This is a genomic window from Pseudomonas sp. SC3(2021), assembly GCF_019856535.1.
Classification (GTDB): Bacteria; Pseudomonadota; Gammaproteobacteria; order Pseudomonadales; family Pseudomonadaceae; genus Aquipseudomonas; species Aquipseudomonas monsensis.
In genome coordinates, this window is the sequence record NZ_CP082236.1 from 4,696,615 (window position 1) to 4,717,497 (window position 20,883).

At 61.8% G+C, this 20,883-nt stretch carries 14 protein-coding genes and 1 pseudogene; 1 reads left to right on the forward strand and 14 read right to left on the reverse strand.

From position 1 onward, the window contains the following. Positions 1-13: 13 nt before the first annotated feature. The 10 genes and pseudogenes from K5Y35_RS20990 to K5Y35_RS28310 all read right to left on the reverse strand — a co-directional run. A complete protein-coding gene (locus K5Y35_RS20990) occupies positions 14-2,782 on the reverse strand; it encodes a malto-oligosyltrehalose synthase (protein WP_222832823.1) in 2,769 nt (922 codons plus the stop codon). After that, entirely contained in the window at positions 2,779-4,857 is a 2,079-nt protein-coding gene (gene malQ, locus K5Y35_RS20995) for a 4-alpha-glucanotransferase (RefSeq protein WP_222832824.1), read from the reverse strand. The genes K5Y35_RS20990 and malQ overlap by 4 nt, the downstream gene beginning before the upstream one ends. Continuing rightward, positions 4,854-6,656 carry a malto-oligosyltrehalose trehalohydrolase gene (gene treZ, locus K5Y35_RS21000; RefSeq protein WP_222832825.1) on the reverse strand — a complete coding sequence of 601 codons (1,803 nt, stop codon included), beginning with the start codon at positions 6,654-6,656 and terminating at the stop codon, positions 4,854-4,856. Before treZ ends, malQ begins: the two co-directional genes overlap by 4 nt. A 15-nt stretch (positions 6,657-6,671) precedes the next feature. Beyond that, a complete protein-coding gene (glgA, locus tag K5Y35_RS21005) occupies positions 6,672-8,255 on the reverse strand; it encodes a glycogen synthase GlgA (protein ID WP_123469042.1) in 1,584 nt (527 codons plus the stop codon). Positions 8,256-8,846: 591 nt separating this feature from the next. Then, positions 8,847-9,800 (reverse strand): D-2-hydroxyacid dehydrogenase family protein, encoded by a 954-nt coding sequence (locus K5Y35_RS21010; RefSeq protein WP_222832826.1) that lies wholly within the window; start codon positions 9,798-9,800, stop codon positions 8,847-8,849. A 13-nt stretch (positions 9,801-9,813) separates the two neighbouring features. Next, a complete protein-coding gene (locus tag K5Y35_RS21015; protein WP_222832827.1) occupies positions 9,814-10,860 on the reverse strand; it encodes an alpha/beta fold hydrolase in 1,047 nt (348 codons plus the stop codon). An 86-nt stretch (positions 10,861-10,946) separates the two neighbouring features. After that, positions 10,947-11,381 (reverse strand): YqaA family protein, encoded by a 435-nt coding sequence (locus K5Y35_RS21020; RefSeq protein ID WP_222832828.1) that lies wholly within the window; start codon positions 11,379-11,381, stop codon positions 10,947-10,949. After that, positions 11,381-11,827 carry a DUF411 domain-containing protein gene (locus K5Y35_RS21025; protein ID WP_128614491.1) on the reverse strand — a complete coding sequence of 149 codons (447 nt, stop codon included), beginning with the start codon at positions 11,825-11,827 and terminating at the stop codon, positions 11,381-11,383. Before K5Y35_RS21025 ends, K5Y35_RS21020 begins: the two co-directional genes overlap by 1 nt. 309 nt (positions 11,828-12,136) lie before the next feature. Next, the gene (locus tag K5Y35_RS28305; RefSeq protein WP_410055933.1) at positions 12,137-12,982 is read right to left on the reverse strand and encodes a methyl-accepting chemotaxis protein; all 846 of its coding nucleotides are present in this window, start codon (positions 12,980-12,982) and stop codon (positions 12,137-12,139) included. 63 nt (positions 12,983-13,045) lie between these two features. Then, positions 13,046-14,128: pseudogene (locus tag K5Y35_RS28310) on the reverse strand (cache domain-containing protein); the annotation flags it as partial. Between the two features lie 381 nt (positions 14,129-14,509). On the opposite strand from K5Y35_RS28310, the gene K5Y35_RS21035 reads away from it, so the two are divergent. Beyond that, entirely contained in the window at positions 14,510-15,043 is a 534-nt protein-coding gene (locus K5Y35_RS21035) for a hypothetical protein (RefSeq protein WP_123469030.1), read from the forward strand. 47 nt (positions 15,044-15,090) lie between these two features. On the opposite strand, the gene K5Y35_RS21040 is transcribed toward K5Y35_RS21035, so the two are convergent. Genes K5Y35_RS21040 through K5Y35_RS21055 form a run of 4 tightly spaced genes read right to left on the reverse strand, consistent with a single transcriptional unit; the run spans position 15,091 to position 20,881 of the window. Further along, on the reverse strand, positions 15,091-16,008 hold the full coding sequence (locus K5Y35_RS21040) for a GNAT family N-acetyltransferase (RefSeq protein ID WP_128614415.1): 918 nt from the start codon (positions 16,006-16,008) through the stop codon (positions 15,091-15,093). Then, positions 16,008-17,297, reverse strand: a complete 1,290-nt coding sequence (locus K5Y35_RS21045) for a phenylacetate--CoA ligase family protein (RefSeq protein ID WP_222832830.1) — start codon at positions 17,295-17,297, stop codon at positions 16,008-16,010. The genes K5Y35_RS21040 and K5Y35_RS21045 overlap by 1 nt, the downstream gene beginning before the upstream one ends. Before the next feature lie 55 nt (positions 17,298-17,352). Beyond that, on the reverse strand, positions 17,353-19,749 hold the full coding sequence (locus K5Y35_RS21050) for an aldehyde dehydrogenase family protein (protein ID WP_222832831.1): 2,397 nt from the start codon (positions 19,747-19,749) through the stop codon (positions 17,353-17,355). A gap of 1 nt (position 19,750) precedes the next feature. Beyond that, positions 19,751-20,881, reverse strand: a complete 1,131-nt coding sequence (locus K5Y35_RS21055) for an acyl-protein synthase (RefSeq protein WP_222832832.1) — start codon at positions 20,879-20,881, stop codon at positions 19,751-19,753. Positions 20,882-20,883: the final 2 nt, after the last annotated feature.

Sequence of the window (20,883 nt, forward strand, 5' to 3'; positions counted from 1 at the left end):
ACTGAACTCGTCGTTACGTTAAGTGTTGGATAAAGAGATTGACCGGGACATCCCCCAGCGCTTCGCTGACATTCAGCTCCCTGTTTTTTGTGACTTCGGCGCTTTGAAAAAGTCCCTTCAGGTTTGTGTCGGAGGCGGCGAACGGTAAAACCACCCGCGTATCGCCCCAGCGCAGCGCATTGACCTGAGGGATAGCACCGTTTTCCAGCAGCGTCGCGCAGCGCACCGGGACGATCACGATGGCGTACGTCCCTTGGTGTTCACGGGCAAACGCCAGCACGTTGTGCGCCTGACTGCCGAGCACTTCCAGCGCCTGATAACGACCCCGGCGAAACAGCTCGGCATGCTCGGCACGAAGATTGAGCACCTCGGCGATCAACGCCTGCTTGATGCGCCCGTCACGCCAATTCGACAGCATTTGCTCAACCGGTGCAGGTGCCTGCAACGCCTGCGCCCGCGCGGCGTAGTCCACCGGCCGACGGTTGTCCGGATCGACCAGGCTGAAGTCCCAGAACTCGTTGCCCTGATACAGATCCGGCACCCCCGGCACGGTCATGCGCAGCAAGGTTTGCGCCAGACTGTTGAGCGCGCCGGCCGCAGCGATGTTGTTGACGGTCTTGATCAGCGCCGCACGCAACAGCTCACCTTCAGCCCCCGTCAGCAGTTTTTCGGTGAAGGACCGGGCGGCGTGCTCATAGCTTTCGTTCGGTGCGCTCCAGCTGCTTTGCAGCTTGGCCTCGCGCAAGGCTTTCTGTTGCCATTGCCAGATGCGTTTGGCGTAGTCGGCCAAACCCGTCTGATCGCCTTCGCGCAGTTCCAGCGGCCAACTGCCGAGCAACGCTTGGTAGAGGATCAGTTCATCGCCGGTCGAGGGCTGTTGATCGTCGCTGCGCACCGGCCGGGCGAGGGCGCGCCACAGCTCGATCTGCTCGGCGTACCAATGGCTGCGTTCGCTGAGCACGGCGAGCCGTGCGCGGGTGTCCTCACCGCGTTTGTGATCATGGGTGGCGGTGGCCAGCAGGTTGTCGGGGAACTCGGCGAAGCGTTGCTGATTGACCGCGTGGAAATCGCTGAGCGGTGCACTGAACTGCTCGGTGTTGTAGCCGACGTCATTGCGCGACAGCAGCACCGCGGAGCGGTACAGCGCGGTGTCTTCCACGGCTTTGGCCGCCGCCGGCGAGGTCAATTGCTGGAAGCGTACGCACGCATGCTTGAGGATCTTGCGCGAGCGCCCGCGGGGTTTGCGCCGCCACGGCGTGCCACCGAGCCATGCGGCCACACAGTCGAGCACCGGCCAGTCGCCTTCGCCGAGGGTCTGCCGGGCACCGTCCATGGCCTGCTGGAAAAACACCTCATCCTGCGCGGAGCGGCCCATAGCGCCAATGTAAGTGCGGTACACCGGAAAGTGCACGATCAACGCCTGCAACACCCGGCGGATCGCGCCGAGGGTCAGATCACGCGTCATCAGGTCATCGCGGGCCACCTGCAGCAGGGCCTGGGCAACGCTTTCAAAGTCACTGGCCAGCGAGCCGTTGAGGATCTGCTGGCGCGCCAGTTGCGCTTCTTCGATAAACGCGGCGGGGCGTTCGGTGCGCCGTTGCCACAACTCACCGAGGACGTGTTCGCCGTCCGGATCGTGTTGCAGCAGCGACAACTGGTTCATGAACTCGTAACCGGTGGTGCCGTTCACGGCCCAGTCACGGTGCAGGGTTTCGCCGGCACCGAGGATCTTCTCGACGTAGATCGGCAGATGCCGGCCCGGCGCGAGCAGGTCGAGGCGCCGGCGCAGCTTGCGGCAATAACCCCGGGGATCGGCGAGGCCGTCGATGTGGTCGATGCGTAAACCGTCGATCAGGCCTTCGCCGATCAACTGGAAAATCTTGCCGTGGGTGGCGTCGAACACCGCCGGACGTTCGACGCGCAGACCACCGAGCTCATTGATGTCGAAAAAGCGTCGCCAGTTGATGTCATCGGCAGCGGTCCGCCAGCTGGCGAGCCGATAGCTTTGTCGTTCGAGCAATTGATGCAGCCTTTGAAAGCCCGCTTCAGTGGTCGAGTCGTAAGCCTTGAGGGTGTCGTGAATCGCTGCAAGGATCGACGGTTCAGTCGCCAGTTCTCGCAACTCGTCTTTCAACGGCATGGCCAGCGCATGGGCGTCGCTTTGGTAACTGAGGGTACTGAACCGCTCGGCCAGAGACTTCAGGGCTTGCGGCGACTTGAGCAGCTCGGCGTAATCGCTCGGGCAGATCGGGAAGTGATGATCATAGTGTTCGACGTAAAAGCTGCCGCGCTGCGGATTGAACAACAGTTTCAGCGTGCCTTCCTGCAGGGCGACGCCGTAGTCGCTGCCAAGAAACGGCAGCAGCAGCTGGCCTTCCATGAGCGGGTCCGGCGAATGCCACTGGATGTCGAAGAACTCGCCGTAAGGGCTCAAGCGTCCCCATTCGAGCAAGTCCAGCCACCACGGGTTATCGCTGCCGCCGACGGCCATGTGGTTGGAGACGATGTCGAGGATCAGCCCCATGTTGTGTTCGCGCAGGGTGCTGACCAGGCGCCGCAGCGCCGGTTCGCCGCCGAGTTCCGGATTGACCTGGGTCGGGTCGACCACGTCGTAGCCGTGCATTGAACCGGCCCGGGCCGCGAGCAGGGGCGAGGCGTAAATGTGGCTGATGCCGAGGCGGGCGAAATACGGCACCAGCGGCACCGCCTGCTCCAGGGTAAAGCCTTTATGAAATTGCAGGCGCAGGGTTGCGCGCAATGGCTGGATTTGCGTCGGGCTCATTGGTCACGCTCGGCAGCCTGGAGACGCGCGCAGGCCAGCAATTCCAGGCGTCGTGCGGCGTCGGCAGCGTCAAGTAACGCTTCGCTGGTGGCGGGCAGACGCCGCGCCCAGTTCGGGTGGGTGTCGATCGTCCCCGGCAGGTTGGCCTGTTCATTGATGCCCAGTGCATCTTCGAGGGGCAACAACACCAGGGGCGCGCGGGTGTGGCCGAGGAAGCGCACGCTGGCATCGACCACTTGATCGGCTTCGTGGGATTCCTCGCGGAAGTTCTGCGGGTCCTGGCTCAACGCATTGCGCAAACCTTCACGCTCGCGCTGGCGGTGATGACGCCATTCGATTTCGCCGTTGGCATCGACGAAACCCAGCCGTGCGTTCCAGTCGATGTCGCGGCCATGCCACCAGCCATTGAGTGTCGGTAGGTCGTGGGTGCTGGTGGTGGCCAGCGCATTGTCCGGCCAGTCGAGAATCGGTTTGAAGTAGGTGTTGTCCTGTTCAAACAGCAACACGCGCATACCGAGCATCGAGCGTGCGCTGAGCTTTTCGCGCAGACCGTCGGGCACGGTGCCGAGGTCTTCGCCGAGGACGATGGCCTGATGGCGATGGGATTCGAGGCTCAGCAGGCGCAGCAGATCGTCCACCGGGTAATACAGGTAGGCGCCGTCGGCAGGCGCTGCGCCGTTGGGGATCACCCACAGGCGTTGCAGGCCCATCACATGGTCGATGCGCAGGCCGCCGGCGTGGGCGAAATTGGCCCGCAGCATGTCGATGAACGCACGGAAACCGTTGCGGATCAGCCCTTCGGGCGAGAACGCGGAAATCCCCCAGCCCTGTCCGGAGCGGTTGAGAATGTCTGGCGGCGCGCCCACGGTGAGCGAGGCGAGCAGTTCATCCTGAAAGCTCCAGGCCTGACTGCCGGCGCCGTCGGCACCGACCGCCAGATCGGCAATCAGGCCGATGCTCATGCCAGCACTGCGCGCTGCGGTTTGGGCGCGTTCGAGGCAGCGGTGGATCAGCCATTGGCAGAACGCGAAGTAGCCGATGCGCTCGGCGTATTCTTCGGCAAACGCTTCCAGCGCGGCGCCGCGCGGGTCGTGCCAGTGCTCGGGCCATTGCCGCCAGTCGAGGCTCTCACCACGGGCGGCGCGCATTTCCTGAATGGCTTCGAAGCGGCAGTGGTTTTCCAGCGCTTCGCCACCGGCATGACGGAAGCTGGCGAAGTCCGGGTGCAACGGGTGATCACCGGCGACAAAACCGTCATACAACGCTTGCAGCAGCTTATGCTTGGCCTCGGCGGCGCTCGGCCAGTCGATCAGTTTCAGGTCTTCGAGGTGCGCGAACTGCTCCGCCAGATCTGCAGCGTCAATCGCATCGCGCAGCGCCCGTTCGCCGAGAATCGCCCCCGGTGCGGCATACAGCGAATTGAGGAACAAGCGACTGGACGGCGAATAGGGACTGTAGCGGCCAGTGTCGGCGCTGAACATCGCATGCAGCGGACTGATCGCCAGGGCGTCCGCACCGCGTTCGCCGGCCACCCGCGCCAGCTCTTCCAGGGCCTGGGTGTCGCCGAAGCCGCCATCGCCGGGTCGGCGTAGCGAATACAGCTGCACGCTCAGGCCCCAGGCACGGGGGATCGGGTTTCCCAGCGCATCGCCGACGCTGTAGCAGCGCTCCGGCGCCACCGCCAGGGTGAAGAATTGATCGTCGATGTGCACTTGCTGATAACCGACCGGAATCAGCCCGGGCAAAATCGCTTCGCCATCGAGTTTGAGGGTCAGCCGGGAACCGTCCTCGAGGTGAATTTCACACGGGGTGTGCGGCGCGAAATAGCGCGCCAGATCAAGCCCGACACCGACGTCGCTGGTCAGCAGCGGCGGCAGGTGGCGGTCTTGCTGCACTTGTTGCAGCTCCAGCAGGCTGGCGTCGATTTCCTGCGCGGTGCTGGCCGGGTGGCCCAGGCCGATCAGGACATTGCGCAGCACCGCCGGGGCGACTTTTTGCGGGCGTCCGTTGGCGTCGATCCAGTCGACGGCGAGGCCGGCCCGGCTGGCCAGAATTTCCAGTTGCGCATCGCTCATAGGCGCTCTCCATCCAGAGGTTGCAAAGGGGTTGCGGCCGTGAGGCTGACAAGCGCGCAATACGCGGGCAACAGGCCCGGATCCGACAGGGCGACGGCGGGTGGTTGCTGAAACAGCCACACGGTGTCGCTCTGTGCAGGGTTGACCACTGGCGTATCGCTGAGGTTCAGGTCAATTCGTAGCTCGCTGCCATTGCCCAGGCGCCAGCGCGCACTGACCGCTGCGTGACCGAGTATGTGCGCGCCAAGCGCCTGGGTGCCGGACAGGTTCGGGATGATGTATTGATGGCGCAATTGCAGCAGTTGGCGGTACAGCGCCAGGGTTTGCTGTTGCAGTGCGGTGCCACTGCCGATCAGCCGTGGCTGCGACGCGTGGAAGGTCTGTTCGGCGTTGGGGTCGGGGATCCGTTCACGCTGATGGGGATCGGTAAACGCGCTGAAGGCGGCGAACTCATTGCGCCGGCCCTCGCGCACCAGATCTGCCAGCTCACCGTGATGGCTGGTGAAAAACAGGAACGGTTGCTCGGCGGCAAACTCGTCGCCCATGAACATCAGCGGAATCATCGGCGACAGCAGCAACAGCACGGTAGCGGCTTGTACCGCACGCGGATCGGCCAGTTGATGCAGCCGCTCGCCAAAGGCGCGGTTGCCGATCTGGTCGTGGTTCTGCAGGAACAACACGAATGCCGTGGAGGGCAGGTGTTCGCTGGGCTCGCCTCGGGGTTCGCCGTGACGGGTGATGTGGCCCTGAAAGACAAAGCCCTGACTCAGGCAGCGGGCCAGTTGCTCGGTGGGTTGCAGCGCGTAGTCGGCGTAATACGCGTCGGTCTCGCCGGTCAGTAGCACGTGCAGGGCGTTATGGCCGTCGTCGTTCCATTGGGCGTCGTAGTCGTATTCGAGCAGGCTGGACTGGTTGAGCTCGTTTTCCACGGTCAGCCAGACATGCCGCGTCGGGTCGATCTGTTGGCGGATACTCCGGGCCATCTCACTGAGAAAGTCCGGGTCTTCGATGGCATGCACGGCGTCCAGGCGCAAGCCGTCGAAACGGTATTCGAGGAGCCACATCAGCGCGTTTTCGATAAAGAAGTCGCGCACTTCGTTGCGTCGAAAGTCGATCGCCGCCCCCCACGGGGTGTGCTTGTCCTCGCGGAAGAAGCCCTTGGCGTAGCGGTGCAGGTAATTGCCATCGGGGCCGAAGTGGTTGTAGACCACATCAAGAATCACCGCCAGACCGTGGCCGTGGGCGCTGTCGATCAAATGCTTGAGTTGTTCCGGAGTGCCGTAGGAAGCTTGCGGCGCGTAGGGCAGAACGCCGTCGTAACCCCAGTTGCGATCACCGGGAAACTGCGCCAGCGGCATCAGTTCGATGGCGGTGATGCCCAGGGCGGCGAGGCGAGCCAGATGCTGCTCGACTTCGGCAAAGCCACCGAGCGCACCGACGTGCAACTCGTAAATCACCGCTTCACTCCACGGCCGACCCTGCCAGTCACCGTGTCGCCATGCGTACGCCAGCGGGTCGACCACCACACTGTGGCGGTGAATATCGCCATCCTGCGCCCTGGAGGCCGGGTCGGGCACCTCCAGTTCGCCATCAATGTTGTAGCGGTATCGGGTGCCCGCCGGACAACGGACCTTGATCACGAACCAGCCGTCTGCCTGTGGCAGCATCGGCAGGGATTGTCCGTTGTCCAGTTCGACACTGACGTAAAACGCATCCGGGGCCCACAGCGCAAATTGCGTGTGTTCGGCATCCTGCATGATCGCGCCGTGGGGCCAGGTTTCAGGGGACCGTAACGGCATTGTCAACGCTTCCTTTTATTTGTGGTGGGCTTTACCCAGCGCCTTGGCGACCAGTTGCTCATACAGTTCGGCGTAGGGTTCAACCGCCTTGCACCAGTTGAACGGTGCGGCCATGGCCCGGCAACGCATGGCATTGAGCAGCTCCGGGAAGGCAAACACCTTGAAGGCGCGGCTCAGGGCTTCGCGATAGCTGTCGGCGGTGGACTCGTCGAAAAGGAAACCGGTCACGCCGTTTTCAATGGTGTCGGCCAGGCCACCGGTATTGCGCGCCACTGGCAGTGAGCCGAAGCGCTGCGCATACATCTGGCTCAGGCCGCAGGGCTCGTAACGCGAAGGCATCAGCAGGAAATCGCTGCCGGCAAACATGCGACGGGCGTCGGTTTCATTGAAGCCGATACGCACGCCGATCTGGCCGGGGAAACGCAGCGCCAGTTCGCGCATGGCTTGCTCTTCTTCCGGTTCGCCACGGCCGATGATGGCGATCTGGCCACCTTGCTGGACGATGTATTCGGACACCGCTTCGGTCAGGTCCAGACCTTTCTGATAGACCAGACGCGAGACCACGGCGAACAGCGGGCCGGTGGAGTCGTTAAGGCCGAACAACGCACGCACATGCGCGGCGTTGACAGCCTTGCCTTCCCAGTCGCCGATGGCGAACGGCGCGAACAGGTGCGGATCAGTGGCCGCATCCCAGCTCTCGTCAATGCCATTGGGAATGCCGCTGAGCAAACCTTGCTGGGTCTTGGCGGCGAGGAAACCGTCGAGGCCGCAGCCGAAGTCCGGGGTGGTGATTTCCTGCGCATAGGTGGCGCTGACCGTGGTGATGTGGCTCGAATACGCCATGCCGGCCTTGAGAAACGACATCTTGCCGTAAAACTCCATGCCTTCCTGTTGCAGGGCATGGGTGGGGATACCGAGTTCCGGGCAGGATCCGAGGCTGGTCACGCCTTGATACGCGAGGTTGTGAATGGTGAACAGCGTCGGCGTGCGCTGCCCGCGCCAGTGCATATAAGCAGGCGCCAGACCGGCGGGCCAGTCATGGGCGTGCACCAGATCCGGGCACCAGTGGATTTGTGCGAGGTTGGCAGCGATGTCGGCAGCGGCCAGACCCAGACGGGCGAAGCGAATGTGGTTGTCCGGCCAGTCGCGACCGTTATTGGCTCCGTACGGCGAGCCTTCGCGCTCGTAGAGTTCGGGGCAGATCAGAACGTAAATCACCAGCCCGTCAGGCATGTCCATACGGCCGATCTTGCACGGGGGCAGCGCGGCATGCCCGCCGAGTTCGCCGATGATGTGGATCGGGTTTTCACTGTGCATCACCTGCGGGTAACCGGGGATCAGCACGCGCACGTCGTGCAGGTGCGCCATGGCGCGGGGCAGGGCGGCAGAGACGTCACCCAGACCGCCGGTTTTCACCAGGTCGGCGATTTCCGAGGTTACGAACAACACTTTCTTCTTGTTGGGATTCTGGCTCGCTAACGGAGTCAGTGTCTTGGTGCCGGGGACGTTGATCGATCGGCTGCCGGGAACGCTGACAGTGCTCGCTTCACCAATTGACTGAGCACGCTCTCCCTGAATATCCAATGCCGCACTGATCATATGACTCTCCCGTCTTGTTGATCTGATTCTTGTCTTGAACAAGTGATGTCCATGACCACGTCCTGTGGCTGGGCGCAAACGCGCCACGCATCGGTGAGCAAAGCTACCCAACACGCGCAAGCAGAATGGGTGACGAGGCCATTGCAAGGAATGAACCAGCCGTGTTCGCCCTGCCTTTCAGATGACCTGCCGCCTTCAGCAAAAGTTTCGATTATTTTGCTGTGATGTGACCGGCCGGTCTGGCCCCGCGAAAACCAGTCTAGGCCAGATCCTAGAGCGGGCCAGAGCAAATGGGTAAATTGTTCGACAATCGGTTTGCCGCGAACGGTAACCCTCGTTTAAGAGGAAAAACGCACCGACGAAGTGCAGTTTTTTTTGCAGGCAGGAGCCAAAACGGTGACTGGGTGGTCACGATTATGTGCTAGCGGGAAAGGCGGGCGCACTGTTGTGGTGCGTACATTTTGTTGATGGGGTGGTTGTTCTGGCCCCATCGCGAGCAGGCTCATCCCTACAAGAAAAGGTATTTCAAATGTAGGAGAGAGCCTGCTGGTGATGGCGATGGCCAGCTCACAACAGGACCAACAGATAGACTCAGTTCAACAGGCGAATCGGCTTGCCCGCCGCCCACGCTTGAATGTCCTCGATCATCTGCGAAAAGAACTGTTCATAGTTTTGCCGACTGACATAACCCACATGGGGCGTCGCCAGCACATTGTCCAGTGTGCGAAACGGGTGCAGGGCCGGCAGTGGCTCCTCATCGAACACGTCCAGCGCCGCCCCGGCGATGCGTTGTTTTTGCAGCGCCTTGATCAGTGCCGCTTCATCGACGATCGGCCCGCGTGCCGTATTGACCAGCAGCGCCGTCGGCTTCATCCAGTCCAGCGCCTGGGCATCGACCAGCCCGCGACTGCGTTCACTGAGCACCAGATGCACCGACAACACGTCGGCCTGCTCGAACAGTGCCTGCTTGCTCACATACGTTACGCCGGCCTGCTGTGCGCGCTCAGCTGTAAGGTTCTCGCTCCACGCGATTACCCGCATGCCAAACGCCTGGCCAAATTGCGCCACGCGCTGGCCGATGCTGCCCAGGCCAAGAATACCGAGGGTCTTGCCGTGCAGGTCGCCACCCAGACCCTGCTGCCAGTGGCCGGCGCGCAGGGAATTGGCTTCCTTCAGCAGATTGCGCGTGGCGGCCATGATCAAGGCCCAGGTCAGTTCCGGCGCCGCGTGTTTGTAGCTGTCGGTGCCGCAGACGCGGATTCCCCGTTTGGCCGCCGCCGGCATGTCCAGCGCGGCATTGCGCATGCCACCGGTCACCAGCAGTTCGAGGTGGGGCAGACGGTCGAGCAGGTCTTCGTCGAAGCGCGTCCGTTCGCGCATCACGCAGATCACCTGGTACTTGCCCAGACGCTCGGCGAGTGTGGCATTGTCCGCCGGGTAGTCATGCTCGAACGTCACCTCACCCACGCTTTCGAGTACCGACCAGTCAACCACGTCGCGGGCGACGTCCTGCCAGTCATCGATCACTGCAATCTGCACCGCCATCAGCCTTACCTCATCAACGAACGGGATTGGTTGTATTCAGCCAGCCGAGCAGGGCTTTGTGGAATTGCGCCGGCTCTTCCATTTGTGGCGCATGGCCCATGCCGGGAAATTCCACCAGGGTCGACTGCGGGATCAGTCGGGCCACGTGTTTGCCGAGCACGTCATAGTGACCGATCTTCGCTTTGACCTCCGGTGACGCAAGGTCCTTGCCGATGGCCGTGGTATCCGAGGTGCCGATCAGCAACAGGGTCGGCATCTTCAAGTCCTTGAATTCGTAATACACCGGCTGGGTGAAAATCATGTCGTAGATCAGCGCTGAGTTCCAGGCGACTTGCGCCTTGCCCGGGCCTTTGCTCAGGCCGGCGAGCATATCCACCCAGCGGTCGAACTCGGGTTTCCAGCGGCCATCGTAATATGTCGTGCGCTCGTATTCACGGATGCCCTGGGCGCTGACCTTCAGTTCGCGCTGATACCACTGATCCACGGTGCGATAAGGCACGCCGAGGGCTTTCCAGTCTTCCAGGCCGATCGGATTGACCAGCGCCAGTTGCTCGACCTGCTCAGGGAACAACAAGGCATAACGGGTGGCAAGCATGCCGCCGGTGGAGTGGCCGAGCAGGGTGGCTTTCTGGATGCCCAAGGCTTTGAGCAACTGCTGGGTGTTGGTTGCCAGTTGCTGGAAGCTGTATTGATAGTGGTCCGGTTTGCTGGAGGTGCAGAAGCCGATCTGGTCCGGGGCGATGACCCGATAACCGGCCTCGCTCAAGGCCTTGATCGAACTGTCCCAGGTGGCGGCGCAGAAGTTCTTGCCGTGCATCAGCACCACGGTGCGACCGTTGGCCTTGCCGTGGGCGGCGACGTCCATGTACCCCATTTGCAGGGATTTGCCTTGGGACTGGAAGGCGAAGTGTTTAAGCGTGTAAGGGTATTCGAAGCCTTGCAGCTCCGGGCCGTAGGCCGGGCCTTCGACGGGCGCGGCCTCAGGGGCGGCGTGCGCGAGCAAAGGCATCGCGGCGCAGAGGAACAGGCCGGGCAGCCAGCGGGAAAGCGTGACGGACATAAGGGCAAACTCCATGAAAATCGGCCGATGCTGGAACGGCGGGATTAGGGCGACGTTAAACACAGGCAATGGCCGCGCTCGATGGTTCACCCGAGCCAGCCCAGGGTCAGCAAGGCCAGCACCGCATAACGCGCACCTTTGGCCAGGGTGACAATGAGCAGGAAACGCCCGAGCGGTTCGCGCATCACGCCGGCAATCAGGGTCAGCGGGTCGCCGATGATCGGCAACCAGCTGAGCAGTAACGACCAATGACCGTATCGCTCATAGTGCTTGCGCGCCCTGGCCATGTGCTCGGGGCTGACCGGAAACCAGCGCCGCCCCTGAAATCGTTCGATGCCACGCCCCAGCCACCAGTTCACCAGCGAACCCAGCACATTGCCCAGCGTCGCCACGGCGAGCAAACCCCATAGCCAGTAACGCTCGCTGACAATCAACCCGACCAACGCCGCCTCGGACTGTAACGGCAGCAACGTCGCCGCGCCGAATGCGGCAAGGAACAGCCCGAAGTACGCCGCGCTCATCAATGGGCCGGGTAGTCCGCCACCACCACGTCAGCGCCGTCCTTCTTCAGACCGATCACTTGGTAGGCATCGCTCATGCCATCCATTTCCATGCCCGGCGAGCCCATCGGCATGCCCGGTGCGGCAACGCCGAGCAGATCATCACGCCGTGTCAGGGCCAGCACTTGCTCGGCCGGCACATGGCCTTCGACGAATTTGCCGTTGATGATTGCGGTGTGGCAGGAGGCCAGACGCGGTGGCACACCATGTTGTTGCTTGAAACTGCTCATGTCCGCTTCGACGTGATCGTCGACTTTGAAGCCATTGGCTTCGAGGTGGCTGATCCATTTCTTGCAGCACCCGCAATTGGCGTCGCGATGGACTTCGATCGGAATCAGGTCGGCGGCCTGAGCCAGGGAGGAGAGGAACAGGGCGCTCAGGGCGAGCAGACGCAGGTGGGTTCGCATGACAGGGCTCTCGCTTCGCGGTGGCAGTCAAAAAGAATACATTTTGACCGTTTTTTATCGCCTGGCATCAACGCAATGTTTCCAGTTGTTGCGAGGCACACGGGGAGGATGATCGCCGATCACGGCTGACAGGTTGCTGAGCGCGAGATGACAAAGTTGTCAGGTGGCCGGATCCGGAGAGCGTGTGGGCCTGCTCGCAAATGCGCTCGCTCAGACACTGAAACAGCGACTGAGCGATTGCTTTCGCGAGCAAGCCCGATCCCACAGCGGGCATCTGACTGACAGACAACCCGTAAAGGCGTGCAGCGATCAACGGACCTTGAAGCGGCCCATGATGGCGCTGACGCGGCTGTTGGCTTCCAGCAACTGACGGGTGTTGAGTTCGCTGGCGTGGCCGCTCTGTACCAGCTCTTCGACCATGTGGCGGATCTGCACCATGCTGCGGTTGATCTCTTCGGTGACTGCACTTTGCTGTTCGGCGGCCGTGGCGATCTGGGTGCTGAGGCTGTTGATATGGCTGACCGAGCCGGCCATTTCGTCCAGACCGGAGTTGACCCGAGCGGTGGCATCTGCCGCCGACTGACAACTGGCCTGGGTGTTTTCCATGGCGCTGACCGACGAGCTCACCCCTTGGGTCAGGCGGTTCAACATCTCGTTGATTTCCGAGGTGCTGGCCTGGGTACGGGCGGCGAGGGCGCGGACTTCGTCAGCCACCACCGCAAAACCACGACCCTGTTCACCGGCGCGGGCCGCTTCGATGGCAGCGTTGAGGGCCAACAGATTGGTCTGCCCGGCAATCGCACCGATCACCCCGAGAATCTCGGTGATGCGCTGGGCGTCCTGCTGCATGTTCTCGACTTTGTGAGTGGCACTGGCCACTTCGTCGATCAACGCCACCACACTGTTGGTCGCTTCACCCACGACAACGCGCGAACGGTCGGCGTTTTCGTTGGCGCGCTGGGTGAACGCCGCCGTTTCAGCGGCATTCTGCGCGACGCTTTCGGCGGTCGAGCTCATTTCGGTGATGGCGGTAACGGTCTGGTCGGTTTCCGAAGCGTGACGCAACAGGATCTGGCTGGTATGCGCCGAGGTCCGTTGCAGGTCGTCGAGGCTCGAAGCCATTGCACCGGTGGCCTGCGTCACTTCGCCGATCATGTTTTGCAGGTAGGCGATAAAGGTGTTCACCGAATGGCCAATGGCGCCGAGTTCGTCTTCGGCGCGAATGGTGATGCGGCGGGTCAGGTCGGCGTCACCGCTGGACAGCAAGTCGATGTTGGCTTTCAGCGCTTTCATGCGCTGGACCAACTGACGGATTGCATAAACCTGCAACAGCACCAACAGGATCACCAGCGGAATCTGCAACAGGCTCAGGCTGCTGAGGACATCGTCGCGTTGCGCGGTGAGCAGTTTGGTCGGCAGGGCGGTGGCCAGGAACCATGGTGTGCCTTCGATGGGGCGCATGAAGAAGGTGCTGGCTTCACCGTTGTTGTCGAACTCCACGCGTTGCGCCTGATCACGGTTTTGCAGGCCGGCCTTGACCTGGCTGGCGAAGGTCGAGCTCCCGGCCAGTTCGCTGATGTTTTTCAGCACGATCGGGCCACTGATGCGCGAACTGTTGCTGATGATTTTGCCGTCAGCTTCGACGATCAGCATTTCGGCGTTGAGGTCCTTTTCCTTGCGGGCCACCAGATCATTAAAGAAGCCGAGGGTCACGTCGATGGTCGACACCCCCCAGGCGGCGCCGTTTTTCTGGATCGCCATGGCGCAGTTGGTGCGCGGTTCGGCGCTGGCGTCGTCCTTGTAGGCCGCTGCCCAGGCGCACTGACCGCGCGCAGTGGCCATGCCGCCCTTGTACCAGCTCTGGTCGTAATAGTTGGGTGCCGCATCGCTGTTCCAGAACGTGTTCACCGCCAGTTTGCCCGAGGCGTCACGGTGCCAGAAGGTGCTGAACTTGTTGCGCCCGGCTTCACGCTGGCCCGGCAGCGGCCAGATCCCGCCACCGAAGACCTTAAGCTCGCCGTACTGATCCACCAGGCCCGGCAACACCGTGTCGATGGCCGCGCTGTCGAGCAGCGGAATGGTCTGGGTGATGCTGCGCTGTTGCGCCTGCACCTTGTTCAGTTCGCCCTGAATCTGCTCGGCGACTTCGGCGATACGGTTGAGCACCACCTGTTCTTCGGTCTGCCGCAGCTTGGGCGCGACCAGTTGGCTGATACCGACCACGGTCAGCACCGACAACAGCAGGATGAACAGAACCAGCAACAGCGTGTAGCGAGCCTGAATAGTACGAAGTGCGGGCATGGAAACCGGTCCTTGAGCTGCGATTCTTATTGTGGGTTCGGGAAAAAAAACGGCGGGCTTTCTTACGTATCGTCGTGTCCGCTCGAAGCTTTAGGTACTTTCGTACAAGAACCTGCATGGCCGACCGGTGGTGCGTATCTAAACGGATACAAGAAAACCGGCTAGCGCGTTTGTCAGAGCAAAAAGCCTGGTGAAAATTATTCGGTTGAAGCCTCAAGGCCATGGCTTTTCGGCGTGACGCCGGTTTGTATCGAGTTTGTACGAGAATTGTAAAAACCTGATAAAAAAGGTTGGTGCCATTACTTTGCCCGCCGATACTTCCACGCACTAAAACAGGTCATCAGGGACATTCTTCATGCGCGACATTCAAGGAGCACAGTCATGACTATTGGCTACACGGGCGCCTGGCAAAGCAAGGCGGGCCTGTTGGTTCAGGACACCGGTGTGCGCGGCAAACCGGTTTCGCAAAACGCCAGGGTCAAGCAGATGCTCGCGCTGGTCGGCAACGATCCGAACGCACTGAACATCGCCGAAATGGATCGGCAAAAGCTGCACAAGAACGTCAAGGGCTTCGACCCGGAAAACGTCTCGGCGAAACAATTGGGCAACCTCAGCGCATTCCTGCGCGGCAAAGGTCTGATTACCGATCTCACCGCCATGACTCTGCTCAACGCGGGCGACAAGTTCGACCGCTTCGGTGTGCAGAAAGACCCGGACGCCAAGTTCAATGCCCTGGAGTACTTCGCGACTCAGCTGGACACCATCCAGAGCAACAGCATTAAGGGCGATAAATACGCCGCAGGCTTGATCCCCGAATACAAGAAAGCGATTTACGTGCTGCAGAACCTCAAGACTTATGGCATGGGCAACGGGCGAACGGCACCGACGGACAAAGGCGTCAGCGCTAAGGCGTGATCCTCGACAGTGGCCCGTTCCTGTCACGAACGGGCCAGGTCTTGCCGTCAGACGTCGTCGGGTTTTTGCTGAAGCCGATCCTGCAGGCGTTGCATCAGTGGGCAATGCAACTGCAGCGCACGGTCGCTATGCCCGCGGTGGAATAACGCCAGCCACCCGTCGCAGTGGCCATCGCCGGGCGCCAGCCCAGTGAAGACAAAGCCGATACTCGCCAGTCTGTCGACATCCAGCGCAAAGTGCCGAGACAATCCAAGCCTGAGCGAAACCAGCCAGTGCGCCGGCAACTCGCGCAATTGTTTGAGCAATCCCGGTTTGAGCTTTTCCAGCACCAGGTCATGCCGACTGGCGCCATGACCGACATGAATCGGTGCGCCGCGCCAATGTGGCAATGGCTCTTCGACCCCCAGCTCATTGCTCAGGTGCAGCATGAACGCCTCATGTTGCATCGGCCACGTCAGGTCGGGCAGTGGACGTTGATAGCCGGGAATGTTCTGGAAACCGACAACGATGGATTCCCGTGTCGGGGGGGCGAGCGGTGATGGCACATAGTCGGGCAGCAATCCGGTGTTATGAAACCCCAGGCTGTGTGCCATGCGCTGTGTGTAGGGGTGACAAGTGACCTGCTTGATGGACAGATAGCGACAACCCAGGGCTTGCGCGTGCACCCGCAACTGCTCGCCCAGACGGGTGGCGATATTCTGGCCGCGAAAGTCAGGGTGGACGACGCTGACCGCCAGTTCTGCACCCTGACCAACGTTTTCGCGCAACAAGGTGGCATGCCCGAGGATCTGCCCGTCGACTTCTGCAACCAGCGAGTGCCAGCGCTGGCGGCTGTGGTGCTGGCTGATCATGTGCGGCAGGTAGACATCGGGTTGCGCGTATTGGTCGCCATACACTTGCCGGATCAGGCCGCTGACCGCCGTCGCATCGGCGTCACGATAGTTACGGAGAATTAGCGGCTCCATCAGGCAGACTCCGCTGCATCATGTTGATAGTCACGCAGGTCCAGCACGCGCAGGCATTTGCCCGAACGGGGGTGGCGCGGCAGGTCCTCGAAGGTGCAGTGCAGAATCCGCAGTTCCAGCAACTGATCCTTGCGCAATTGTTCGATCAACGGATACAGCTCGATGAGTCCGGCTTCCAGCGTCCGGTTAGCCTCGGCCACCGCCGGCGACGGGTGATTCGCCACCCATTTCAAGGTGAGCACGTCCTTGTGCATCGCCTGCTCAATGACCAGTTGCCAAGTGTCACTGCCCACATCGCGCCGGACACGCTCGCCGATTTCCCCCGGCATCAGCGACAAAATCCCGACCCGCACCCGTTCACTGCTTGCGCTGCGGCCCTTGAGGGCGAACTTGCGCATGGCCGTGCCTGCCGGTTCGCGCCAGCAGGCGCGGTCGCCCACCGGATAACGAATCACCGGCATCAAGCGGCGGGTGAGGTTGGTCAGCACCAACAGGCCGATGCGCTCGCAAGTGTCGATGACCTCACCGGTCTGCTCGTCGATGATCTCGACGATGCTGTGGCCGTCGCACATCCGATGCTCGCCCTCGCTGCAGTCACGGTGGCTGACGCCGATCAATCCGGCGTCGACACTGGCGTAGCCAATGGAGGCGATGCGCGCGGCGGGAAACGCTTGCCGCAGTATTGTTCGCTGCGCGGCAAACAGGCTTTCACCTCCGTAGAGAATGGTCTCGACCTCGGGCAGCGTTTGCCCGCGCCCGCTCAGCCAACTGGCGAACGTGAGCAACTGCGCGGGCACACCTGCCAGCACATTGATCCGTTGTCGGGGAATGGTTTCGGCCAATGCCGCCAGATCGACGCTGCCGGTGAACGGAAATTCGGTGATGTCGGTATCGACATGCCGCAACGCATCGTGAGTGAACAGGAAACTGGCGTACAGGTCACCGCAGAAAAACAGATTGGCAACGCGGTCACCCGGATTGAATTGCGCGTTCAGGCTTTGACCGAAGTCGGTCACGAACGCGCGCCATTCTTCGCGCTCGTAAATCGACAATTTGCCGGCACTGGTCGAACCACCGGTCTTGAACACCAGCGCGGATGCCATGGGGCCGGTCAGGACGGGCCATTGGTCGAGCCTCTGGCTTTCGCGCCAGTATTGCAGTGGATCCACCACGGGTACGTTATCCAGCGAGTCATCGGATGCGCTGATAGCCGCCAGATGTTTGCGGTAAAACGGCGAACACTGGCGCGCGAACTTGATCAGTTCGCGTAGTTGGTCAGTAGTTTTCACGGTTATTGCTCTGAATGTTGTCTGGTTTTAGTTCAGGTGTACGGGCGAATAAGAACTAACGGCGCGCATCAATCACCGCGGCAGTTTTGCCACTGTGGGCGTTACGGGTGAACTTTCCGGGTACACAGACTTCAACTTCCATCACTAACAAACCGCTCTCGATAAGGGTCGTTAAAGTTGAATAGTCCGCGAGCCGCGCAAGTACTTCCGACGACGTCAGTTCGCTGCGCAACTGCAGGCGATCCCTGCCGTCGGGGGCGTGGTCGAGGACTAATTGAAACGGCACCTGCAGACGCTGCGTCAATTCGCTCAGGGAAATGAAATCGCTGCCAATGCGTATCAGCTTGCCGTGACGTTGCAACAATTCGAAGCGTGGCGATCTCAGGCCGCACGCGCACGCCCCGTCGACCCAGCGTCCGCTGTCACCGATGTCATAGCGCGTGATGGAATGACCTTCGCGGCCGTGTGAGGTGAACACCAATCGGCCGGTCTCGTTGCCCTTCACCGGAACGTCTTGCGCAAACTCAACGATTTCCAGTTGCTGGATATCGCTCATCAAATGAAACACGCCGTCGGCGCTGGCCGCGCAGGCGTGGCCGAGTGGCCCGGCATCCACGCTGCCGTACACCGCCGAGCGCACACTCGAAACGCCGCAGTCTTGTAGCAGTTCACGGGTTTGCCCGCTCAGGTGCTCACCGCCGAGAAACACTTTGGCGACTCCGCCGTAGGCCCGCAGATGCTGGCCTTCATTGAGGAACAGCCGGTGTACCGTGCTCGGCATGCCGATCAACACCGTCACCCGCTGCGCGATGATCAGTTGCGCAATGTCCCGGTAATCATCATCGCCGGGCGCACCCATCGGCAGGTGCGTGACCTGCAACAGTTCGAGGACTTTGGCAAAGCTGAAGAAGCCGCCGTACATTGCGCCACTGAAAAACAGGTTCATCACCCGGTCGTGCACCGGATCAAGACCGGCGGCGAACAGGCCGTCAGCGGTCGCGCGCATTTGTCGTTGAAAATCGCGATAGCTGAAACCCGCCAGCGCCGGGGTGCCGCTGGTGCCGCCCGAGCGGAACAACAGCTGCGCCTTCGGGTTGATCGGTTGGGCGGCAAACGCCTCTTTATTCATGATGGGCTGCGCGCCTTGCAGCGCCGGCGCGGGCTGGCAATCAAGGCTGGCCTGTGCGGACAGTGCAGTCTGCGACAGGCTGACCGACACGCGACGGCTCAGGCGCTGCAACGCGTAGACACCATCGTGGGGCTCGCCGGCATAACCGTCGTGAATCGCCGCGACCGGGGCAATGCGGGTCACGCCGGCGCTGATCAATGTCTGCGCCAGTTCGGCGATCTCGGCGTCCTCACAGACCACTGCACAGCTTTGCAAGACGTTGCGCCAGGTCAGCAGGGTCGTGCCGAGCAGCGAGCGCGGCACGGGCTTGAGCAGCACACTGCGAAACAACGGGGACGGGCCGAGTTGACGATCATGGCTCCAGATCACCCGCCAGCCGGGGCCGCTCCAGATCTGCCCGGTCTTGCCGGCAAAGCTTTGCCCCAGCCGCTCCATCTGTACGTGCGTGGTGATTTGCGCCGCTTCCTGCACGGTCGGCACCAGGGCTGGCCAGTGTTCGGCGCGGCGTGTGAAGGCCTGGGCGAGGCGGGCACCGATGTCACGCAGGACTGCCGGATCGTCGCTGTCGACCAACAGCCATTGCGGACTGGAACAGGCTTGCTGATCGAGTCGGCAGACTTCGTCGGCCACGGCCTCCAGTGCCTGCGCGGAAGCGGCGCTGGCGGTCAGGTAGACAAAGCTGATGCGGTGGCCCCAATCAATCCAGCGACAACCGAGCGGGAGCTGCTGTCGTATGGCTTGCAGCGCCGACTCGCCGCCCCAGGCCGCGACGCCATTGGCGTGTCGGCACAGTGCGCCGATTTGCGCGGTGGTCACCGGCAGCACGGCCACGTAACCGGCGAGCTGCCCGCTCGGATCGCATTGCAGCAAGGCGTGGAGCAGGCGTGCGGTCAGCCCTTGATCGCTGCTGCTCGGGCGCAACCAGTTGACGTTCCCCGCGAGCAGGCCTTCGATCACTGCGCAAAATGCCAGCAACGGCGCATTGCCCGGGGTGATGTGCACCACCAGGCCCAAGGGGCTCCAGCGTTCGAAACGCGGTAGCCGGTAGTCGAAGCGGTGCAGCGAGTGCGGCTGCATACCGAGTTCGTGCTCGAGTTTGCCGCACAGCGCTTCAGCCTGGCAGAACTCGATCAACCCTTGGCGTTGCTCGGCATCGAGCGGCAGATCGGTGTCGCGCAGTTGTTCGGCAAACCGTTGCGCCGCGTCGATGATCGTGGCACTTGCCAAGGGAGCACTCAGTTGTCGCGGCAGGTTTTCAAGCAGTGATGCCAGCGCCTGATCGAGGCTGTCGGGTGTGCACAGGTGTCCGTCAAGTAAATACATTTCAATGACTCCCTAACAATTCGGCCGCCGCCATGGCACAGCTTCTGCTGGCCGTGGTGCCGGCGCGGCCATGTAATTCAAACCAGTCGGTGGAAAGCCCGCAGCCACAGCTGGAGCCCGGATGCAGAGTGGCGAGATCGCTCATCACCACGGCGTGGGCGGGGCTGGAGGAGATGTAGGGTGAAACGAAGCCCAGCAGTCCACGTTCGCCGTAGGGCAAGACGCAAAAATCTGCGGGATTGCGCACGTAGACCCGCGAATAGACCGGCACATGGAAACGGTGATGAGCGCATTCGATATAGGGCACGGCATGCTCGACTGCGCCGTAGCCGTCGCGACAGTTCGCCAGGTCGATCCCCAGTTGTCGGTGAATCTGCGCATACAACTGCGCCCGTGGAATTTCCTGTGCCGTCCGGGTTTTCCAGCCACCGCCGAAAAACGCCAGCGAGCGGGCCGGCAGGCGCAGGTCGGCGACAGCGGTGGCCTGCATCTGTTGCAGGGTCTGCCAGAGGAACGCCGGGAAGCCGAAAATCCTTACCGGCAAGCCTTCTTCGGCAAAGGCTTGCAGGGCCGCGATGACGCCGAACAGATCGAATTGATGTCCGTTGCCGGTGCGTCGCAGGGCGTAACACACGCGATTGACCGGGGCGAAACTGCACAGGAACTGGTCGGTGTAAGAGGTACCGAGGGCGATGCGCTCTTCCGGTTCGTAACCCAGGATCAGGTAATTGCATGGCGTGTCGGGCGTGTGCCAGTGGTAATGATGAAAAATGCGCGCAACCATGAACTGGGCAGCGGTAAGGCTGCGCTCGTCGTATCGCATGCGGCTTTTTTCGCCGCTGGTGCCGGAGGAGGTGAGTTCCAGGGCCGTTTCGCCGGTGGCGCTGAGCAGCAATTGCCGTTTGAAAAAACTGGCGAAGATTGGTGGCAGGCGCGACCAGTCCTCGAGGCTGTCCAGGTCGTTGATCTGCAGCCCGTTAGCGTTCAACCAACGCGTGTAACCGGGGGTCTGCTCGCTGTGAAACCGGCTGATTTCGGCCATGGCGTGTTCGAAGAGACCCGATGGCACGGAATTCGGGCAATAGGGCGCCGCTGACGCGCAAAGCGCATCGCTGAGAGGTAAACCGGTCATGT